This is a genomic window from Pollutimonas nitritireducens (assembly GCF_002849615.1).
Lineage (GTDB): Bacteria > Pseudomonadota > Gammaproteobacteria > Burkholderiales > Burkholderiaceae_B > Pollutimonas > Pollutimonas nitritireducens.
In genome coordinates this window covers 163,360-182,685 of the sequence record NZ_PDNV01000010.1, presented here as the reverse complement: position 1 = coordinate 182,685, position 19,326 = coordinate 163,360, and the positions used below count along the sequence as shown (strand labels likewise).

The 19,326-nt window shown below is 55.8% G+C and carries 20 protein-coding genes; 3 read left to right on the top strand and 17 right to left on the bottom strand.

All coding sequences use genetic code 11. From position 1 onward, the window contains the following. Positions 1-43 precede the first annotated feature (43 nt). The 13 genes from CR155_RS16280 to CR155_RS16215 form a co-directional block, all read right to left on the bottom strand. Positions 44-793 carry a cytochrome c biogenesis CcdA family protein gene (locus tag CR155_RS16280; RefSeq protein ID WP_102071091.1) on the bottom strand — a complete coding sequence of 250 codons (750 nt, stop codon included), beginning with the start codon at positions 791-793 and terminating at the stop codon, positions 44-46. Positions 794-826: 33 nt separating this feature from the next. Beyond that, positions 827-1,453, bottom strand: a complete 627-nt coding sequence (locus CR155_RS16275) for a TlpA family protein disulfide reductase (protein ID WP_233214373.1) — start codon at positions 1,451-1,453, stop codon at positions 827-829. A 19-nt stretch (positions 1,454-1,472) separates the two neighbouring features. Continuing rightward, a complete protein-coding gene (ccmI, locus tag CR155_RS16270) occupies positions 1,473-2,330 on the bottom strand; it encodes a c-type cytochrome biogenesis protein CcmI (protein WP_102071089.1) in 858 nt (285 codons plus the stop codon). Then, positions 2,327-2,782: a cytochrome c-type biogenesis protein gene (locus tag CR155_RS16265; RefSeq protein ID WP_102071088.1), complete on the bottom strand. Its 456-nt coding sequence runs from the start codon at positions 2,780-2,782 to the stop codon at positions 2,327-2,329. The genes ccmI and CR155_RS16265 overlap by 4 nt, the downstream gene beginning before the upstream one ends. Further along, complete coding sequence (locus CR155_RS16260; RefSeq protein WP_013742913.1) at positions 2,779-3,303, bottom strand: DsbE family thiol:disulfide interchange protein; 525 nt, start codon at positions 3,301-3,303, stop codon at positions 2,779-2,781. The genes CR155_RS16265 and CR155_RS16260 overlap by 4 nt, the downstream gene beginning before the upstream one ends. Further along, complete coding sequence (locus CR155_RS16255; protein ID WP_102071087.1) at positions 3,300-5,264, bottom strand: heme lyase CcmF/NrfE family subunit; 1,965 nt, start codon at positions 5,262-5,264, stop codon at positions 3,300-3,302. The genes CR155_RS16260 and CR155_RS16255 overlap by 4 nt, the downstream gene beginning before the upstream one ends. A gap of 5 nt (positions 5,265-5,269) precedes the next feature. Next, the gene (ccmE, locus tag CR155_RS16250; protein WP_102071086.1) at positions 5,270-5,716 is read right to left on the bottom strand and encodes a cytochrome c maturation protein CcmE; all 447 of its coding nucleotides are present in this window, start codon (positions 5,714-5,716) and stop codon (positions 5,270-5,272) included. Further along, positions 5,713-5,895, bottom strand: coding sequence for a heme exporter protein CcmD (ccmD, locus tag CR155_RS16245; RefSeq protein WP_102071085.1), 183 nt, complete (start codon positions 5,893-5,895; stop codon positions 5,713-5,715). Before ccmD ends, ccmE begins: the two co-directional genes overlap by 4 nt. After that, positions 5,892-6,629, bottom strand: coding sequence for a heme ABC transporter permease CcmC (ccmC, locus tag CR155_RS16240; protein ID WP_102071084.1), 738 nt, complete (start codon positions 6,627-6,629; stop codon positions 5,892-5,894). Before ccmC ends, ccmD begins: the two co-directional genes overlap by 4 nt. Positions 6,630-6,640: 11 nt before the next feature. Next, positions 6,641-7,324 carry a heme exporter protein CcmB gene (gene ccmB, locus CR155_RS16235; RefSeq protein WP_102071083.1) on the bottom strand — a complete coding sequence of 228 codons (684 nt, stop codon included), beginning with the start codon at positions 7,322-7,324 and terminating at the stop codon, positions 6,641-6,643. Beyond that, positions 7,321-7,935, bottom strand: a complete 615-nt coding sequence (gene ccmA / locus CR155_RS16230; protein ID WP_102071082.1) for a cytochrome c biogenesis heme-transporting ATPase CcmA — start codon at positions 7,933-7,935, stop codon at positions 7,321-7,323. Before ccmA ends, ccmB begins: the two co-directional genes overlap by 4 nt. 636 nt (positions 7,936-8,571) lie before the next feature. Then, positions 8,572-9,384, bottom strand: coding sequence for a class I SAM-dependent methyltransferase (locus tag CR155_RS16220; protein WP_102071080.1), 813 nt, complete (start codon positions 9,382-9,384; stop codon positions 8,572-8,574). Positions 9,385-9,507: 123 nt separating this feature from the next. Then, entirely contained in the window at positions 9,508-10,572 is a 1,065-nt protein-coding gene (locus tag CR155_RS16215; RefSeq protein WP_102071079.1) for a YncE family protein, read from the bottom strand. Positions 10,573-10,972: 400 nt separating this feature from the next. On the opposite strand from CR155_RS16215, the gene CR155_RS16210 reads away from it, so the two are divergent. The 3 genes from CR155_RS16210 (at position 10,973) to CR155_RS16200 (ending at position 16,267) form a co-directional block, all read left to right on the top strand. Further along, a complete protein-coding gene (locus CR155_RS16210; RefSeq protein WP_102071078.1) occupies positions 10,973-13,309 on the top strand; it encodes a heavy metal translocating P-type ATPase in 2,337 nt (778 codons plus the stop codon). A gap of 162 nt (positions 13,310-13,471) precedes the next feature. After that, on the top strand, positions 13,472-13,954 hold the full coding sequence (locus CR155_RS16205) for a hypothetical protein (protein WP_102071077.1): 483 nt from the start codon (positions 13,472-13,474) through the stop codon (positions 13,952-13,954). A 180-nt stretch (positions 13,955-14,134) separates the two neighbouring features. Then, a complete protein-coding gene (locus CR155_RS16200) occupies positions 14,135-16,267 on the top strand; it encodes a DUF3141 domain-containing protein (RefSeq protein ID WP_199171791.1) in 2,133 nt (710 codons plus the stop codon). Positions 16,268-16,494: 227 nt separating this feature from the next. On the opposite strand, the gene CR155_RS16195 is transcribed toward CR155_RS16200, so the two are convergent. The 4 genes from CR155_RS16195 to CR155_RS16180 form a co-directional block, all read right to left on the bottom strand. After that, complete coding sequence (locus tag CR155_RS16195) at positions 16,495-16,911, bottom strand: DUF411 domain-containing protein (protein WP_102071075.1); 417 nt, start codon at positions 16,909-16,911, stop codon at positions 16,495-16,497. A gap of 70 nt (positions 16,912-16,981) precedes the next feature. After that, positions 16,982-17,455 (bottom strand): c-type cytochrome, encoded by a 474-nt coding sequence (locus CR155_RS16190; RefSeq protein ID WP_102071074.1) that lies wholly within the window; start codon positions 17,453-17,455, stop codon positions 16,982-16,984. 14 nt (positions 17,456-17,469) lie between these two features. Beyond that, the gene (locus CR155_RS16185) at positions 17,470-17,976 is read right to left on the bottom strand and encodes a cupredoxin domain-containing protein (RefSeq protein ID WP_102071073.1); all 507 of its coding nucleotides are present in this window, start codon (positions 17,974-17,976) and stop codon (positions 17,470-17,472) included. Between the two features lie 210 nt (positions 17,977-18,186). Next, the gene (locus CR155_RS16180) at positions 18,187-19,290 is read right to left on the bottom strand and encodes an acetate kinase (protein ID WP_158238288.1); all 1,104 of its coding nucleotides are present in this window, start codon (positions 19,288-19,290) and stop codon (positions 18,187-18,189) included. Between the last annotated feature and the right edge of the window lie 36 nt (positions 19,291-19,326).

Genomic DNA, 19,326 nt, shown 5'->3' with positions numbered 1-19,326 from the left:
GCAAGGGTTGTAATGGCGATGGCTATCAGAAGGTAGAGGGTACTTAGCCAATACTTCCAAGGGCCGGGAACATCTTGAGCAGCCAAATTGCAAAACGGACCAGTTGCCCGCTGGCCACGGCGATGCCCATCAGCACCAGAATCGCGCCAGTGACTATTTGCAGGTAGCGGCCGGTTCGGCGTAGCGCGCCGAGCCGACGCATAAACGGTGCCATGAAGTAGGCTGACAGGAGAAACGGCACGCCAAGCCCTAACGCATAAACACCTAGCAGCAGCATCCCCTGGCCTACGCTCTGATACGTGGCACCCAGCACAAGAATACCGCCGAGCACTGGCCCAATACATGGGGTCCAACCAAAGCCAAAGGCCATACCCAGCACGGTAGCGGACCACGGATTACCCCCAACACCTGCCCCTGGCTCGAAACGGTAGTAGCGCTGCGTCCATACGGGGGCTCGCACCACCCCCATAATCAGTAGGCCTGCAACAACAATAATGACCCCTGCAACAATATTGAGTTCATAGCGGTAGGATAAAAACAAGCGCCCGATCGCTGTGATGCTGGCACCTAGGACCAGAAAAACCAAAGAAAACCCCAGGACGAAACATGCACTCAGACCCAGCGTTCGCCGTCGTGCGGCGCGTGCCTCTGTTGACGACGCGCCAGGCGCCACTGAGCCACCGGCAATATAAGAGAGGTAACCCGGTACGAGCGGTAAAACACATGGCGATAAGAACGACGCGATGCCTGCGACAAACGCGGTCAATAGTCCGATGGCGGTTAGCTCAAGCATCGCGTTTCTCCCATAATATAATAAGTCGCATGGCTATTTCTCACCGTCGTTTGCCTTGGTCGATGAAGACAACAGCGCGGCATCGATCAAAGCTTCGACCTGTGGGCTATCCCAAGCGGCAGGTCCCAACGTACGCCCTATTTCACGACCCTCTTGATCGATCAATAAGGTTGTAGGAACCCCCGGAGCGCGAAGAATGTTGGACACCTTTGAGGCCGGATCAAAATATCCACGCAACGTCTGCACGCCAAATTCCTGATAGAAGGGCTTGACCAGTGCGGAGTCCCGATCAATTGATAACGCCACCACTTCGAATGTTGGACCACCCCGCTTGGCATTGAGCCGATCCAGCGACGGCATTTCTTCTCTGCATGGCGGACACCAGGTAGCCCAAATATTGAGCAAAACGACACGGCCCCGAAAATCAGCCAGGCTCACTGTTTTTCCCGCCTCATTCTGAAAGGAGATGGTGGGCAGTTCGCGCGGAGTATGCCAACGCATAAAACGCTGGTCACCTATGTCCACCGCAATATTGAGCACATTATCAAGGAAGCTTTTCGAGGCATTATTACGTTGGTACAAAAACAAAGCTGTCGCGACGGCGATCACGCTGATTAACGCCATCGCCGCCCATGCAATTATCTTAAAAGAGTTCTTCATTATTAATATTCAACATCCATCAGTTCTTGGCGGCCGCCGTTTCGGCTTGTTCTCGGCGCGCCCGCTCTATGGTGTTTGCGACGGCCTGCGCGGCGTCCGAATCAGCTGGAAGCAGTCCGAGTAACTGTTGCCAGTAATCGATAGCTGCCGGATAGTCTTGGCGCTCAAGCGCTGCGGCGCCCGCCAAAGTCAAAGCGAATGGCTCCCTAGGATTGAGCGATAGCGCGCGCTCCAGCAATTGCGTCGGCTCCCCTTTAAATCCAGCTTGATTGCTTCTAGCAAGTGTTTCGGCATACTCCGACAGTGCCAAAGGATCCGCCTGGATGACGGCAGTCGCTTTGGCAAAGGCCGCAGCAGCATCTTCATACTTTTCAAAATAGCGGTAGGAGCGGGCCAGCATGAGCCAGCCAGGAGCATCATCAGGATTGCGCGCCAGCCTCGCCGCGAGCGAATCCACCATGGCCTGCACATCGGCTTGCGTCATAGCAGGCGCGCTTTGCACTGGCGGAGGGGTAATCGCTGCGAGGTTACCTAACGCTAAATAGGTAAGCGTTGCAGCCACTGGCAAGACGATGGCCAGCGCTATCGCTGCTTGCTTGCTGCTCTGGCGTCGTAGTCCAGTACTCTGAGCTGGTGTTGCCTCATCGAGCGCACGTCGTTGCAGCTCTTGTTGGGCCGCTGCGTGATCAGGCAAAGACAATATACCGTTCGCACGATCCTGCTCCAGCTCAGCCAATTGGTCGCGCAACACTCTCGCATTAACGGCGTGATGTTCAAGACTGCTATCTAGTTTGGGGCCGCGCCACAGAGCCAGCCCTAGCCATAAGGTGACACTAGCTGCAAGTAATGCAGCAATAAAGATAAAAATAAAATTCATGGTGATGTTCCGTTGTCCGTGGTTTGCGCTAGCAGCGCCTGCGCTCTCTTGCGCTCATCGTCGCTTAGCGATGCATCAGCCACGCTGTTTTTGCGGCGACGCAATGTTGTCGCCAGAACGAGGAGCCCAAAGGCCAGCAGCAACATGGGGCCAAACCATAGCAATAGCGTGGTGGCTTTTAATGGCGTGCGATAGAGTACGAAATCACCATAACGATCAACCATATAGGTTCTGATCTCGGTATCGCTTTTGCCAGCCTGGATCTGCTCGCGTATCTGTTGGCGCAAGTCCACGGCCAGGTCGGCGCGTGAGGCTGCGATCGACTCGTTCTGGCACACCAAACACCGCAATTCAGCGGCGATGTCCAGCATGCGCTTTTCCGTCGCCGCGCTATCCGCCCACGATGGCAAGGCAATAACGGCACACAACAATGTCAACCACCAATGTTTCATTTTTCAAGCTCCCGGATCAGGGGTAGAAGCGTGTCGCGCACCGCAGTCTCGGTTACTGCTCCGATGTGCTTGTAACGAATGAGCCCGGCCTTGTCGATAACAAAGGTCTCAGGTACGCCATAAACGCCATAGTCAATACCCACGCGCCCTTGCGTATCGGATACGGACAAGACATATCCATTGCCATGGCGTTCCAACCACGAAATCGCTTCCCCGCGTACATCCTTGTAGTTAAGACCAACTATGGGTACTCCGTGCGTTTTAGCCAACGCCGTAATCACGGGATGCTCTTCAAGACAGGCATAACACCAAGAAGCCCACACGTTCAGCAGCCACACTTTGCCTTTCATGGCTTCCGGTGAAAACGTTTCTTCGGGCGACGCCAATTGGGGCAACGTGAAATTCGGTGCCGGCTTGTTAATCAAAGGCGAAGGTACTTCGCTGGGCTTGAGGGTCAAACCGAAAGCCAGGAAGCCGACCAGCACGACAAAAGCAACCAACGGCCATACAAAGCGACTCATGATGTGGCCCCTGCAGCCACCAAGGCGGCCTTTCGTTCGCGACGCTTAAGTCGATAACGGCGATCACTGATAGCTAATAACCCACCCAACGCCATCAAGATGCAACCTATCCAGATCCAGTCAACGAATGGTTTGTAGTAAACACGTACGCTCCAGGCGTCGTCAGCAAGCGGCTCACCCAGAGCGACGTACACGTGACGCAAACCGTTGGCATCAATAGCCGCTTCTGTCATGGGCATTTCGGAGGAGATGTAGCTGCGTTTTTCGGGATGAAGCAGACGCAAGATCCGACCATCGCGTGACAACTCGATGTCACCGACTTCTGCGACATAATTAGGTCCCTGTGCTTTATTGACGCCTAGAAACTTCAACTCATAGCCCCCCCCTGTGCTTACCGTGCTGCCAGGCGTCATACGCACGTCCTGTTCAGTTTCATAGCCCATGACGAGTGTCACTCCCGCTACGAACACGGCAATACCCAAATGGGCCAGATGCATGCCTAGCCAGCTAAGCGGTTGGGCTCGCAGCCCAGTGCGCGTAGCCCGCATACGGTCAACGATGCCCTTAACCACCGCAGTGGCAATCCACGTGGCCAGTGCCAAGCCTAAAGCCGCCAACGCCGACCAACGCCCCAGCATAAACGGTGCGCCAACACCGACCACAAGCGCCACCACAGCCGGAACGTGCAAGTGTTTTATCAGAGCGCTTATCTTGGCTGACTTCCAGTTAGCCACCGGGCCTACCGCCATGAGAAGCAACGCGGGCACCATCAGCGGTATGAAAACGGCATTAAAGTAGGGCGGCCCCACCGAAAGTTTGCCTAACCCGAGCGCATCAATGAAAAGCGGATACAAGGTGCCGAGAATGACGGCACCCGCTGCTACGGCCAACAACACGTTGTTCATTAGCAAGAGCGATTCACGCGATATCAGTTCAAACCGTCCACCCATACCCACCTTGGGCGCACGCAGCGCAAATAAAAACAAGGACGAGCCCACCACAACGGCGAATAACATCAAAATGAACACGCCTCGGCGCGGATCGGTGGCGAAGGCGTGTACTGACGTCAATACGCCTGACCGTACGAGAAAGGCCCCCAGCAATGAAAGCGAGAACGTGCTGATGGCAAGCAGCACTGTCCAGTTCTTGAAACTGGCACGCTTTTCAGTTACCGCCAGGGAGTGAATCAATGCAGTACCCACCAGCCACGGAATAAACGAAGAGTTCTCTACCGGGTCCCAGAACCACCAGCCGCCCCAACCCAGTTCGTAGTACGCCCACCAACTTCCCAAGGCGATACCCAAGGTCAGGAACAACCACGCTGCCGTCGCCCAGGGCCGGGACCAACGGGCCCACGTCGAGTCGAGCTGCCCCGCCAACAGTGCGGCAATGGCAAATGCGAACGCCACCGAAAATCCGACATACCCCATGTACAGCAATGGCGGATGAAATATCAGTCCAATGTCTTGCAGTAGCGGATTCAGGTCCATACCTTCTATGGCCGCAGGTACCAGGCGCTCGAACGGGTTAGAGGTAAGCAGCACAAAGAGCAGGAATCCAGCCGTGACCAGGCCCAGCACTCCCAATACGCGTGCAACCATGACATCGGGCAGTTGCTTTGAGAACACACTTACTGCGTACGCCCAGCCTGTTTGCATCAGCAGCCACAGCAAGAGCGATCCTTCGTGGCCGCCCCAGACGGCGGCTATGCGGTAAAGCAAGGGCAATTGCGAGTTGGAGTTCTGGGCGACGTAAGCCACCGAAAAATCCTTAACGATGAAGGACCAACCAAGCGTCGCGAAGCTAACAATAATTAAAAGGAACTGTGCGCGCGCGGCAGGTCGAGCAAAGGAGATCCAGACAGCATTGCCACGCGCCGCGCCAGCGAGGGCTAAGCAGCCTTGCGCAAGCGCCACGAATAGCGTCAGAATCAGAGAGAAATGACCGAGTTCAGGAATCATGAGCGTTATGGCCTCGTAGCAATCGTGTTCTTGGCGGCCTCATCCAGCGCATGCTGCGCCTCGGGGGGCATATAGTTCTCATCGTGTTTGGCAAGCACCTCTTCTGCCCGGAACAAGCCATCGGCCCCGAGCTTGCCTTGGGCCACTACCCCTTTGCCCTCGCTAAACAGGTCAGGCAATATTCCCGTATAACTGACCGGTATCATTTTGGCGGTATCGGTCACAACGAACTTCACTGTCAGCCCATCACTTTGGCGCTGCACGCTGCCGGTTTGCACCATGCCGCCGACACGGAACGTCCGCTCCTGGGGGGCTTCACCGGCACTCACCTGCGTAGGGGTGAAAAAGAACACAAGATTGCTTTGAAAAGCGTTGAGTACTAGGGCTGTGGCAATGCCGAATGCGGCCAAGCCACCAGCAATGAGCGCGAGGCGCTTATGGCGATTTTTCATCGAGATTCCTCTTCCCTTAGGATTGACTGGCGCTTTACTTGCGATAAAGCCACTTTGCGGCGCTGGCGCAGCAAGAACCATTCAGTGCAAAGAGCGACCAGGGTGACGGCGACTGACCCCCACACGTATTGCCCATAGCCGCCCATCGCAAAAAACTCAGCAGGACTTGTCCAATTCATTGTTTTACCTCCTTCAATTCATCTAACCACCCAGCATGGTGTTCGCGTTCTAAAATGATGCAGCGCACGCGCATCAGCGCGATTGCCACCGTGTACATCCATGACGCCAAGGCCATAAGCAGCATGCCAATGAGCATGAGCGCGGCCATTGAAGGGGCTTGTGTCAACGAAACAGATGCACCTTGATGCAAGGTGTTCCACCATTGCACCGAGAAATAAATAATCGGAATATTGACCACGCCGACAAGGGCAAGGACAGCACCGGCCTTATCCGCGCGCCGCGGCTCATCAACCGCTGACTGAAGCGCCATAAAACCGATGTACAAAAACAATAGAATCAGTTCGGAGGTCAGGCGCGCATCCCAGACCCACCAGGTCCCCCACATAGGCTTGCCCCATAAGGCGCCCGTCCAAAGTGAAAGAAACGTGAACATGGCGCCGGTGGGAGCCAAGGCCGAGGCCATCATGGCGGCTAAACGATTGTTAAATGCCAATCCCACAGCAGCCCAGAAAGCCATGACCAAATAAATGAACATCGACATCCAGGAAACTGGCACATGCAGGAAGATGATGCGATAGCCCTCGCCTTGCTGGGCGTCAGTGGGCGCCATGAAGAAACCCACGTACGCCCCTATGATCGCCAGAATCGCAGCGGCGGCCGCAAACCATGGAATCAGCTTGCCGGCAAGGGGATAAAACATTTTTGGCGATGAATACTTAAACCAATTAATCATTCACTTGCTCATTATTCCAACGCAATCCGTAGTGCCACGGTCGTGGCCAACGGTGCAAAAAAACCAGTTAAAACCAGCACGGCGCCCAGCAACGACAGATTCGCCGTAGCGCCCAGGCCGGCTGCGGCGGCGTCCACCGAACCCGCGCCAAAGATCAGCACTGGCACATACAGCGGAAGTACAAGCAAGGCGACCAGGACACTGCCGCCTCGCAGGCCCAGGGTCAAACTCGCTCCGATCGCGCCAATAAAGCTAAGCACCGGCGTACCAAGGGCCAGCGACGCAGCCAGCACCAATAACGACGGGGTTGGTAAGTCAAATTGCAATGCCAGCAGGGGAGCTAGCAACGTCAAGGGCAAACCCGTCAACAGCCAATACGCGACCACCTTGCCGAGCACCAGCATTCCCAGCGGAGCGGGTGAAAGGGCCATTTGCTCCAGGGTGCCGTCGGCATAATCCTGTTCGAACAACCGATTAAGCGACAACATAGTCGCCAGCAACGCCGACACCCAAAGAATGCCCGGCGCGATCTGCCGCAACGTGTCACGCTCAGACCCAATGCCCAACGGAAACAGGCTGACCACAATGACAAAGAAAAAAAGCGGTGTCAGCACATCGGACTTGCGTCGCATAGCGAGCCTTAAATCCCGATGTATTACCCCTCGCAGTACGGATAAGCCAATCGTGTCGCTCATACGCCTACCCGTATAACGTGTGTCGCGCCGGCTAAGGTCAAATCCTGATGTGTCGTCAAGACAGCGACCCCGCCATCACTCAGATGCTGGTCAATCACCCGTACTACCCATTGGCCCGCTTGGGTATCCAATGCCGTCAGGGGTTCATCCAGCACCCACAAGGCACGCTTTTGCAGCAGGAGCCTGGTCAGATTTACACGGCGCTTTTGCCCCTGCGACAAAGCCCGCACCGATAGATGCTCCCTCCCCTGCAGTCCAGCCAGCCGTAAGGCTTCGTGCACAGCGTCCTGGGTAACCGATTCGTCAGTCAACGCCATGCTGGAAATCAAGTTCTCGGTAGCGCTTAGATCATCCTTCAGGCCCAACGGGTGGCCGCAATACAGTAACTGACGACGGTACTCATCTCCAAGCTTCTTAATCGGGCTGGTCTGCCAATGAATAACGCCGGCAGCCGGAGGCGTTAGCCCCACCAGCATGCGCAAAAGGCTGGTTTTGCCGCTACCGTTCTCACCGCGCACCAACAGGCACTCGCCAGCCTTAAGCTGAAAGTTCAGGTTATGAAATAGGCGTCGCTCACCGCGCACGCAGTCCAGATTGATGGCTTCAAGCACCGTCGACCTTTGCTCGCAAAAACGTTAATCACCAGGTGATATCGGTATTTAGGCTAAGCGCCGATCTGCAACGGATCATCCGTTACATGCGGCACTACGCGCTACCGTCGCAAGTAGCTGGGCGCACGCTCAAAGTTAATTGAACGCGACGACGCTGAGAACGTAGGTGTGGGGCAGGAGGAAAGTCGAATCAGCGGCGTGCCAGCTTAGGCAACGAAAAGCCACTGGGGCCGCTCGGGCCGCTCGGAATAGGTCGGTAAGCTTAGCAGCGCCTCTTGAAACTGGGGGGCCAAGCTAGACGATAAGGAAAGGATAGTTTGATGTACAGATGAAGTAATCGACGCCGCTGGTGCTTGGCACGAATGTTCGTGCTGATCCAGGCCTGTCGAGGTTGAACTGATTTGCTTTGACACGTCGATTAAATCGACACGCGGCTCTTGACCGCCACTATCACAGGCCTCGACGCAAATCTCCCGATCTGGCTGGCAATACATACTCACGACGCCCCAGGAGGCCTGGAGCGGCAGCATAAGCAGCATAAAAATAAGGAGGAATTTCTTCATTGCGACGACGATTGTAGCAAGTGAAAAGCGTGTCTTACAAATGAGGGTATGAAAAGTAGAAGCCGGGGGTCGGTTACTTTGCAATCGCGATGTTTGTCTCCATAGAAAACGCAAGAGAATCCCCATCCCGAAAGCCTTGGATGATAGCGTGCGTCTCCATCCTTACTTCGTCCACCAAAGCGAGGCGCTCTGCGACATCCATAGATGCAAACGCTGGCACGGACGTGGCTGCGCCCAGTATTGAAAACTGGACAAACCTTTCCGGCTCAGGCATGCGAATAAGCAGTGTTTCAGGAGTGATTTCGATATCTTGAAAGCCCGCCTCGCTGAGCAACGTGTATAACTCCTCGGGGTTTGATAATGAAAAGGCAACGTCGACGTCCGTGATGGGCGTATCGAGATGGCGTGCGGTTGCCGTAAACAGCGCCTCATATACGGGATGTCGGTTCAGGGACTGCCAGACACTGATGCCTGCTCTACCGCCACCGCGTAGCACGCGACGCATTTCGCGAACTGAAGCCGCCCGGTCTGGAAAGAACTGGAGTCCTTGTTGACATAGCACAAGATCAAACGCGTCACCGGGAAGTTCGAGGCGAGTTGCATCACCCACTTGCCAGAGTATCGAAGCACCAGCCGGTGACGGTTGTGCACGGCCTACCTCGAGCATTTCTGAATTGATATCCAGAGCAAGGACCTGACCGCTTATCCCAACCATGGGACCGACCTGTCGTGCGACACTGCCCGTACCGCACGCAAGATCCAAAACTCGCTCGCCGGGTTTGGGTGACGCCAATTCAAGCACTACGCGCGTCCAAGGATCTGCAATAGCACGGCTAAGGTAGCACTCATATACTTCTGCTGGACTGAGAGTTGATTGCTGGCTCAATGTATTCTCCTTGATCACGATTACACGCACTCCAATGTCGCAACAAACCCGAATTTAGTTTGCAGAACCGGGCTTGCAATTGAGTAGCCCCAGCATACCGGGGCTACATCGAAAGTGTTGGCCTTACGGAATGCTGCGGTATGTGATTCCATTGGGATTGGGGCCGACTGAATAGGTAGCGACCACATCTTGAGTGCTTGTGTCGATTGCACTGACGGTGTTGTCTTTGGTGTTGGTAATGAATACGAAACCGCCATCGGTGCTCGCGACCACACCATGTGCGCCTTTGCCAGTGACCACTGTGTTTATAACGCTTTGGCTTTTCGTGTCGATCACCGAAACCGTGTTATCCGGATTGTTATCGCTTCCCTGGTTAGCTACGTACATTTTGCTGCCGCCAGCTGCTGCGTAGAGTTGAATGGGGTTACGCCCGACGCTTACGGTCTTTATGACTTTCCTGGAGGAAGTATCGATGATCGCCACACTGTCTTCATCTCGTAGCGACACATAGACGTGCTTACCATCGGGCGTGAAGGCCACTTGTACCGGTGCTTTGCCAACAGAAACGCGCGCCGCCTCTTTAAGGCTTTGGGTATCGATGATCGATACCGTATTGTCGGTAACGTTTGCTACATAAAGCTCCCGTCCGTCCGGGCTTAACCGCAAGCCGTGCGGATAACCTCCAGTAGCAACTTCAGCGATGACTTTCTTCCCTTGGATGTCGACTACCGATACCCGATCTGTATCGGCGTTCGTGATATAGGCGTAGCGTCCGTCCCGACTGGTGACGACGTGCGAAGGGTGGCTCCCAGCAGGTAGTGCTTCCAGTGCCTGTCCGAGCTCGCTAGCGTTGAGAATTAGTAACCCGGCGTCACCCTCCGCGTGCGAATCGGCTTTAACAGAAGTCGAAGTCCCTCCTGCGCCGCCATGCGTCCCATGACCACCAGTCTTCACGGCTGGTGTACCGACGGCAAGCAATGTCTTGCCGTCGGGGGAGATTTGGACATTATGTGGTATGACAGCTATTTGCGCTGTACGCACATCCCCCGTACTTAGGGTGATTTCGCTAATAGAACCATCTCCTTCATTGGCGCTATACACGACGCCATTTGGCAAGGTTGCGGCGTGGACTGCGGTTGCGGACAGTGCAAAGGCAATGGCAACAAGAACGGGACGAATTCTAAACATGTTGAATCTCCAATATGAGCAAAGTGGGTTGGCTTCAAAGGTGGCATCAGAGCCGCTTGATGACAACTATATTGGCCGGCCACTGACAGGACGATGACTGCAGCATTACTCTTTCGTAATGCTGCAACATTAGCCCCAATGCATCAAAACCGACCGAGCTGGCCACCGCCACTGCGAGCGGTCCTCTTAACCGCCAGAAGAAGACTCCTCCGTACACGGCACGCCGATAAATTCCCGGCCGACAGCCGCGCACATGACAAAAATGTAATGCGTCAGAAGCTTAAATAACGACTGGGTATGTGGCATGATGGACTCTGACCCTATTTACCTGGGTGCGGGGGAGGTTCGACCGTTGTGTATAGACCGGACTCGTGCTCGTTTCTGGAAGGTTATCGTCGCAATGGCACAGCAAAATTCTGAATCCCATCACGAACACAACGCCAAACCGCTGGCCTCTGGTTCGCAACTCATCGATCCTGTATGTGGTATGCGCGTAACAAAAGACTCTCCTCAACAGGTTCAGCATAAAGGCGAGTCGTTCTATTTTTGCAGTATAAAGTGCTTGGAAACATTCAAGCGTGATCCTGAGAAATTCACTGTCCAACGTAGTAGTGACGAAAAGGATCATGAGCAAGTAGCTCCCGGCACTATCTATACCTGTCCGATGCATCCTGAAATCCGACAGGATCACCCGGGGAGCTGTCCGAAGTGCGGTATGGCGCTCGAGCCGCTTATGCCCAGCCTCGATGACGATAATCCTGAGCTGAAAGACTTCTCGCGCAGATTTTGGTGGACGCTGCCCTTTACCGTTGTCGTCACTGTGCTGGCCATGTTCGGTCCTCGGTTCGGCTGGTTTAACATAACGACGCAAACGTGGATCGAGCTCGTGCTCTCGATTCCTGTGGTGTTATGGTCGGGGCAGCCATTTTTCGTGCGTGGCTGGCAATCGATTATCAACCGCAGCCCTAACATGTGGACGCTCATTGGGCTGGGCACAGGTGCGGCATTTGTCTACAGCACCGTTGCGACGGTCGCCCCGGGCGTATTTCCTGAAACGTTCATGTCGATGGGGCGCGTTGACGTTTACTTTGAAGCCGCAGTGGTCATTATTTCCTTGACACTATTCGGCCAGGTTCTCGAGCTGCGGGCGCGATCGCAAACTTCGGCCGCCATCAAGTCTTTACTTGGCCTGGCCCCCAAGACGGCCCGCCGCATCAACGCGGACGGAACCGAAGAGGACGTACCGCTTTCGAATGTCCATGAAGGCGATCGTTTGCGCGTGCGCCCAGGGGAAAAGGTACCGGTGGATGGCCTTGTCGAAGACGGCACGAGTTCCTTGGATGAGTCGATGCTAACCGGAGAATCTCTGCCGGTGAGCAAGCGGCCAGGCGACAGAGTCATCGGGGCAACCATGAATACGTCTGGTGCGCTGGTGATCCGTGCCGAGAAGGTCGGCTCGGCCACGGTGCTCTCGCAAATCGTCCAGCTCGTCGCCCAGGCGCAGCGCTCCCGCGCACCGATGCAACGCATGGCTGACCTTGTGGCCGGTTATTTCGTCATGGCCGTGGTCGCCATCGCCATCGTCACGCTGTTTGTCTGGGGCATTTTCGGTCCACAGCCAAGCTGGGTTTATGGCTTGATCAACGCCGTAGCCGTGTTGATCATCGCCTGCCCTTGTGCATTGGGGCTGGCCACACCCATGTCCGTCATGGTCGCAACGGGCCGAGGCGCCACGCAAGGCGTGCTCTTTCGCGATGCAGCCGCGATCGAGAACCTGCGCAAAGTCGATACGCTGATTGTCGATAAAACCGGCACCTTGACCGAAGGCCGGCCCGCGTTCGAGCAAGCGATCCCCGCCGGCGATATGGAAGCCGACGAGGTGCTGCGCCTTGCCGCAAGCCTGGATCAGGGCAGCGAACATCCCTTGGCCGACGCCATCGTCGACGCGGCGCGCAAGCAAGGCATGGCCTTGAGTCCCGTCTTTGATTTTGAATCGGGCAGCGGCATTGGCGTTCGCGGCCAGGTCGACGGCAAAATGTTGGCATTGGGCAATACCGCGCTCATGCAGCAAGAAAGGGTGGATGTCCTGCCGCTGACTACCACCGCTGAGTCCTTCCGGACCACGGGCGCCAGCGTCATGTATCTTGCAGTTGATGGCCGGTTGGCGGGCTTGCTGGCCGTCTCCGATCCCATCAAGGACAGTACGCCTGAAGCGATGCGCACGCTGAAGGCGGCGGGAGTCCGCGTCATCATGGCCACCGGAGACGGCGTCTCGACCGCGAAAGCCGTCGCGAAACGCCTGGGCATTGACGAAGTTTACGGCGAGGTCAAACCCGCCGACAAGCTGGACTTGGTTAACAAGCTCCAATCGCAGGGGCGCATTGTCGCCATGGCGGGCGACGGCATCAACGACGCACCGGCTCTAGCCAAAGCAAATGTCGGCATTGCCATGGGAACCGGCACCGACGTGGCCATGAACAGTGCCCAAATCACGCTGGTCAAAGGGGATCTACGCGGTATCTCCACGGCTCAGCACCTGTCAAACATGACGGTGGCCAATATGAAGCAAAACCTCGGCTTCGCATTCATTTACAACGCACTGGGCGTGCCGCTGGCAGCGGGTGTCTTATATCCGTTTACTGGACTTTTGCTCTCGCCGTTGATCGCGGCACTGGCCATGAGCCTGAGTTCGGCGTCAGTCGTATTTAACGCACTACGACTGCGAAAATCCGTCTAAGGCCAAGTTTTCCTTGCGTGTGCGCGACATCCAATAATAGTAGACATAGACCACGGTCATTACAGCTTTGTAATGACCGTGACATCTCTGTGACAGGCCATGGTGAGTATAGTCAAGACAGTAGCCAACCTCTTGACTATTAATTGCTGCAAGGAGCTCACCATGAGAAAAGTTCGTTTAGTTGTTTCTTCTATTATTTTAAGTTCGGCTAGCGCTCTAGCCCTGGCTCAGACCGCAGACGAGCACAACGTCCACCATCCTGAGTTGGTTGCGACGGGCGGGACGTCAGCATCAGGCCAAACAGATGTGGATCCGGCTCTGTTAGAAAAGCAAATGGATACGCACATGCAGACGATGCATGCATTTCATGAAAAGCTTCAGAAGGCGAGCCCCGATGAACGGCAAGCACTGATGTCCGAGCACCATAAGCTAATGCAGGAAGGCATGAAAATGATGGGAATGGCTTCTGCCAGAATGCAAGGTATGGGAATGAAGGACGGTATGTCTCCCCAAACAGCCGAAAAGACTTCCACGAAATCATCAGCGGCACACCACACGATGATGCTAAAGCGCATGGACATGATGCAGTCGATGATGCAAATGATGATGGATCGCATGCCTGCGCCTACTACTCCAGCCCAGTAACCTAGTCTTCTTAAGGACCATGAACTGACAACCAATGGGTAAACCGACATGACCACCAAAAAATCGTATAGACCGCAGGAAATAGTCCGCCCTGATGCATCAGAAAAAGGCAGTACAGCTGGCCCACCAGGAAATACTCTGGGGGTTTTGTCAGCTGCTGGACTGCCGTCGGTCGACGCGATGAGGGAGTATGCAGTCGATGCTTGGCAACGAAGCATCCTCTATGCAGACGTGATGCGCCAGCGCGGCAACCAGTACCAGGCCCACCTCACCGAAGACGTTCCGCATGTCCTGGACTTCCCTTCTGAAGTGGTTATGTCCGGCCGGGACCTGCCTCGTCCCGTGAACTATTGGCTGGTACGGATCCTACCGCCTGACGATAAGCCCGCGGACCCCATGAAGCGGCCGTTCGTGGTAATCGATCCACGCGCCGGCCACGGCCCCGGCATTGGCGGCTTCAAAGTCGACAGCGAGATCGGTGTGGTGATCGGCGCCGGCCATCCATGCTATTTCATAGGCTTCTTGCCCGACCCAGTACCGGGGCAGACGATCGAAGACGTGATGCATGCCGAAGCCGCCTTTCTGGAAAAGGTGATTGCCCTGCACCCGTGCCGCGAGGGCAAACCGGCCGTCATCGGCAATTGCCAGGCGGGCTGGCAGATCCTGATGACCGCAGCGATGCGCCCCGAATTGTTCGGCCCAATCATTGTCGCCGGCGCACCGCTGTCGTATTGGGCTGGCTGGCGCGGGCGTAACCCCATGCGCTATGCCGCAGGCCTGCTTGGTGGCAGTTGGCTCACTGCAATGACCAGCGACCTTGGCGCTGGACGCTTTGATGGCGCCTGGTTGGTGCAAAACTTCGAAAACCTGAATCCAGCCAACACGCTATGGAGCAAACAACACCACCTATACACCAACATCGACACCGAGGCCTCACGCTACTTGGGCTTTGAAAAATATTGGGGAGGATACGTCTACCTCAACGATGTGGAGATGCAGTACATCGTTGATGATCTGTTCATTGGCAACCGTCTTGCCACGGCCGAACTGCTCACCTCGGACGGCGTGCGTATCGACTTGCGCAACATTCGCTCGCCGATCGTGGTGTTCTGCTCCTATGGCGACAACATTACACCGCCACCGCAGGCGCTAGGCTGGATCACGGACCTGTACGACGATGACAAGGATGTGCTCACGCACGATCAAACCATTATCTACGCCACTCACGAAAGCGTCGGCCATTTGGGCATCTTCGTTTCCGGGGCGGTAAGTCGCAAAGAGCATCATAAGTTCGCCACCAACATTGACTTGATCGACGTCTTGCCCGCCGGCATTTACCGTGCAACGATTGCGGAAAATTCACAAAAAGATGCAGCGCTTTCCACCGAGCGCTATGAGCTGTCGATCGAACGTGAAGGCATCGCCAGCGTGCGTGAAATCGTTCAGCCAGACCCGGAGAGCGACCGGCGTTTCGCCGCTGTGGCGCAAGTATCGAAGATCAACCTCGGTTTGTACCGTCAGTTTGTCCAGCCCTGGGTGCGCCAGGCAGTGACGCCGCAGACGGCGCACTGGGTACAGACCATGCACCCGTTGCGGCTTTCTTACGAATGGTGGTCTGATCGCAATCCATTAGCACCGGTCATAGCTGATACGGCAAAAAAAGTCCGCGAGCAACGCACACCCATTGCCGGCGACAATCCTTTTCTGCAAATCCAGGGAGCTTGGTCGGACGCTATCGTAAAGACGTTGAATCTCTGGCGAGACGTTCGCGACGACGCCTACGAAAAGGCTTTTGAATGGATATACAGCTCATCTTGGGTACAAGCACTCGCCGGACAAGCGGCCGATGACGATCCCTCGCGCAAGCGACCCAGCGTTTCGCCCGAACACCGGGCCTTTATGGCGCAAGAAATCGCTGGGCTTCGCAACTCGGTAGCTGAAGGCGGCGCCGTCGAGGCAGGTATTCGAGCCGTATTCTATATTCACCGCTTCTGCAGTTCAATCGACGAACGACGTGCCAACCTGACGCTTGAGCTGCATCAACCCGACTGCGATCGTGGCTTTGACATGGACTCTTTCCGAGAGATCGTACGTCGACAAGCCAACATCATCCGTATTGATGCCGACGCAGCAATCGCCGCGTTGCCCCAATTACTCGCGCGTGAGGAACCGGCACGAATTCGCGAAGTCGCGCGAACATTGGGGCGTCTACGCAGCCTTGGGCCGCTATCGACGATTGAAGAATCGAGCTTGACGCACATGCTAGATGTCTTCAATGTTGCAGCGGCAAGTCAGGAGGCTGTACTGTCCTAAAGGCGACGAAGACCTATCTACCGAACGTGTGTATGTCAAAAGACAAAATAACCGCATTATCTGAAACCGTGCCAATCGTTCTAACGGTGCGGGTAATGCGGCGCCGTTCTGAGGCCTAGAACCGACGAGTGCTCAGTTGCGACGAAAGCGACACCCTTGCTTATAGCGCGCGGGCTCGGGCGCAATGATGCAGGTCACTTCGCGCCCTCCCCATCTCTGTTTGGCGCCTAATCTCGAGAAAACGCCTTGCCCGTGAAGTCCACAGTAAGCAGATTGCCGTCAAGCTGGCCCATGCCAGGCGCGTTTAAAGGCATGCCAGGCGCCGATACCCCCTTTACTGACGCGTCGGCGATCAACTTTTTGACGGCGTTAGCCGGCACATGCCCCTCGATAACTTGGCCGGTGGCCTCGATCACACCCGTGTGACATGAGCCAAGCTGCGACGGCACCCCGAGTTTTTGCTTCACCGAAGCCATGTCGGTCGTCTTAATCGCCGTAACGTCAAAGCCGGACTCGCGCATGTGCTCGACCCAGCCCGAGCAGCAGCCACAATTGGGGTCTTGGTATACGGTAACGGCCGTACCGGCAGCATGTGCAAAGGATGATGCGGTAGCTAAGGCAGCCGCTGCTAGCCATAATTTCATAAAAACTTGCTCCAGGGAAAACGTAAAACTTAAACTTCTGACAATACAAATAAGACTGCACTCAGTTGCATCAGTTCTGTCGTTGCAAAGTAACTTCCTTTTGCGCCGCTAAAACTTTGGGCGGCCAGCTGCTTTTGATATAAGACAGTATCGCACTGATCTCTTGGTCGCTAAGGACGTGGCGGTACGCCGGCATGTCGCTCACATACCCCGGAGGCGCCGTCCGCCCTGGTACCAAACCGTTCTTGACCATATCCACCAGCATTGCATCGGGATGGTGCCAAGTGTGCCCGGTCTTGTCGTGGGGCGGTGCAGGAAGCCTGCCATTAGGCATGCGCTCACGCCAGTTCGGCTGACCTTGTAGTGATTCACCGTGGCACGCCGCGCAATTATTGGCGTAAATCGCCTTGCCCTGCATCACCAGCGCCTGGTCCGCAGGATCGATGAACGTCGGGCCAGATTGCCGCGTCGTGCTGTAAAGCATGGCGGCGGCAGCAATGATGGCGACGCCGACCCACCCAAAGACCAATTTTTTGCGTGACATATCTTTGTAATAACTCAGCTGACCTTTACCTTGCCAACCATCCCGGCCTCCATATGGCCCGGAATCAGGCAGGCGAAATCGACGGTGCCAGCCTGGTCGAACTGCCACACCAAGCCGCCAATCTTGCCTGGTGCCAAGGTGATCATATTCGGTTCCGCATGCTGCATCCCTGGCATTTTTTGCATTTCTGCAGCATGGGCCTTCAAATCGGCAATCGATCCGATCACCATTTCGTGAGGGATTTTCCCCTTATTCTTGATAAAGAAGCGCACGGTCTCGCCGGCACGAACCTGGATCTCGCTCGGCGTAAATCGCATGATGTCGTCCATCGTGAGTTCTATCGTGCGTGTCACTTTAGCGGGGTCGCCAGGCGTACCAGTTGGCAGCGACGCGCTAGACATCGTCGACATGTCATGGCCCGCCATACCATGCGCCGAGCCATGGCCACCCGCATGGTTTCCTGCAGCCAATGCGAGAGCCGGCAACACGGCCAAAGCCAGAACAGAAAGGGTCTTTTTCACGTGAGTAATCTCTTAAAAATTGTTCAGGTAGACAGTCGTTTCACGCTGCCATTAGAAAAAGGGAAAAGGCACAACAGAACCGAAAACTCAAACTGGCCATAAAACGGTTTTTCTGCTTGAATTCACTCGCTACCTGTTCGTAATCTGCGATTCTTCCAACTTTAGCGGACCACTGGATTCCTATGTAAGCAATAACTGATGTGCGACTTTCTAGAGCCAGACCAGCGCCGATTCGGCCAGTTCGCGCTCCTCGTCAACGGCTACGCTCCATATGCCCGGCCCTGTACGAGCGTCGATGCGGGTCGCCCCGGCATTGTTCAGGTCAGTATCCAGGGCGAGACCCAACCACTCTAGACGCGCGACGATCTGCGCCCGCACAAGCGCCGCGCGATGGCCTATGCCGCCGGAAAACACGAGATGGTTGAGTCCGTTAATCCCGGTCGCCATGGCGGCAATCGACTGCGCGATGCGTACTGTGAACAACTCCACAGCAAGCTGTGCTGACGGTTCGGAGTCGGGAAGTAGCACGCGCATGTCCCCATGTCCTGCAATCCCCGCCAAGCCTCCAGCGTGGAACAGCCGCCGCTCTGTTGCGTTTACATCCCCTCCATTCTGGCGGAGCATATACAGTAAGACGCCGGGATCGAGATCTCCCGAGCGCGTTGGACCTGGCACACCGCCCAATGGCGTAAGGGACATCGTGGTGTCACGACTTACGCCGTCCTTTACGGCACAGACGCTGCACCCGCCACCCAGGTGTGCGAATACAGCAGGACCGTGCAGGATGGTAGCATCCTGGGCGACCACCTCCCGTAAGGCGGACGCGAAGGCAAGACCGTGGAAGCCGTAGCGGCGCACACCGAGCGCGTCCCAATCTGTGGGAATCGGCAGACGTCGGCTCCACGGGGCAAGTGAAGCGTGGAAGCTTGTATCAAACGCCACGCCATGCCGAGACTGCGGCCAGCGCCGGCCCGCGGCACGAGCAACGGTAAGCGCTGCGGGCTGGTGCAACGGCGCCAGTGGCGCCAACGCCTCGAGCTCGGCCGAGATAGCTGCGTCCAGTTCGTGGCCGCCACATAGGTTACCTCCATGTACGATTCGGTGCACCACCACGTCTGGGCGTTGAGCTGGCTCGGGCAACGCCTCGAGGAGCAATGTTAGAAGTTCCTGTGGCTCGGCACCAGCTTGGATTTCAGCACGGGAGCACTCAAGTAGTCGTGGCTGTGCGTTCAAGTCAGAGTATTCAAGCGCATACGTTGCGCCTTTCAACGTGGTGGAGCCCACATTTAAAGCGAGTAAATTAAGGCCAGTCACAGAACCCTCGATTGATCGGTGAGTGTGAGTGCTGTG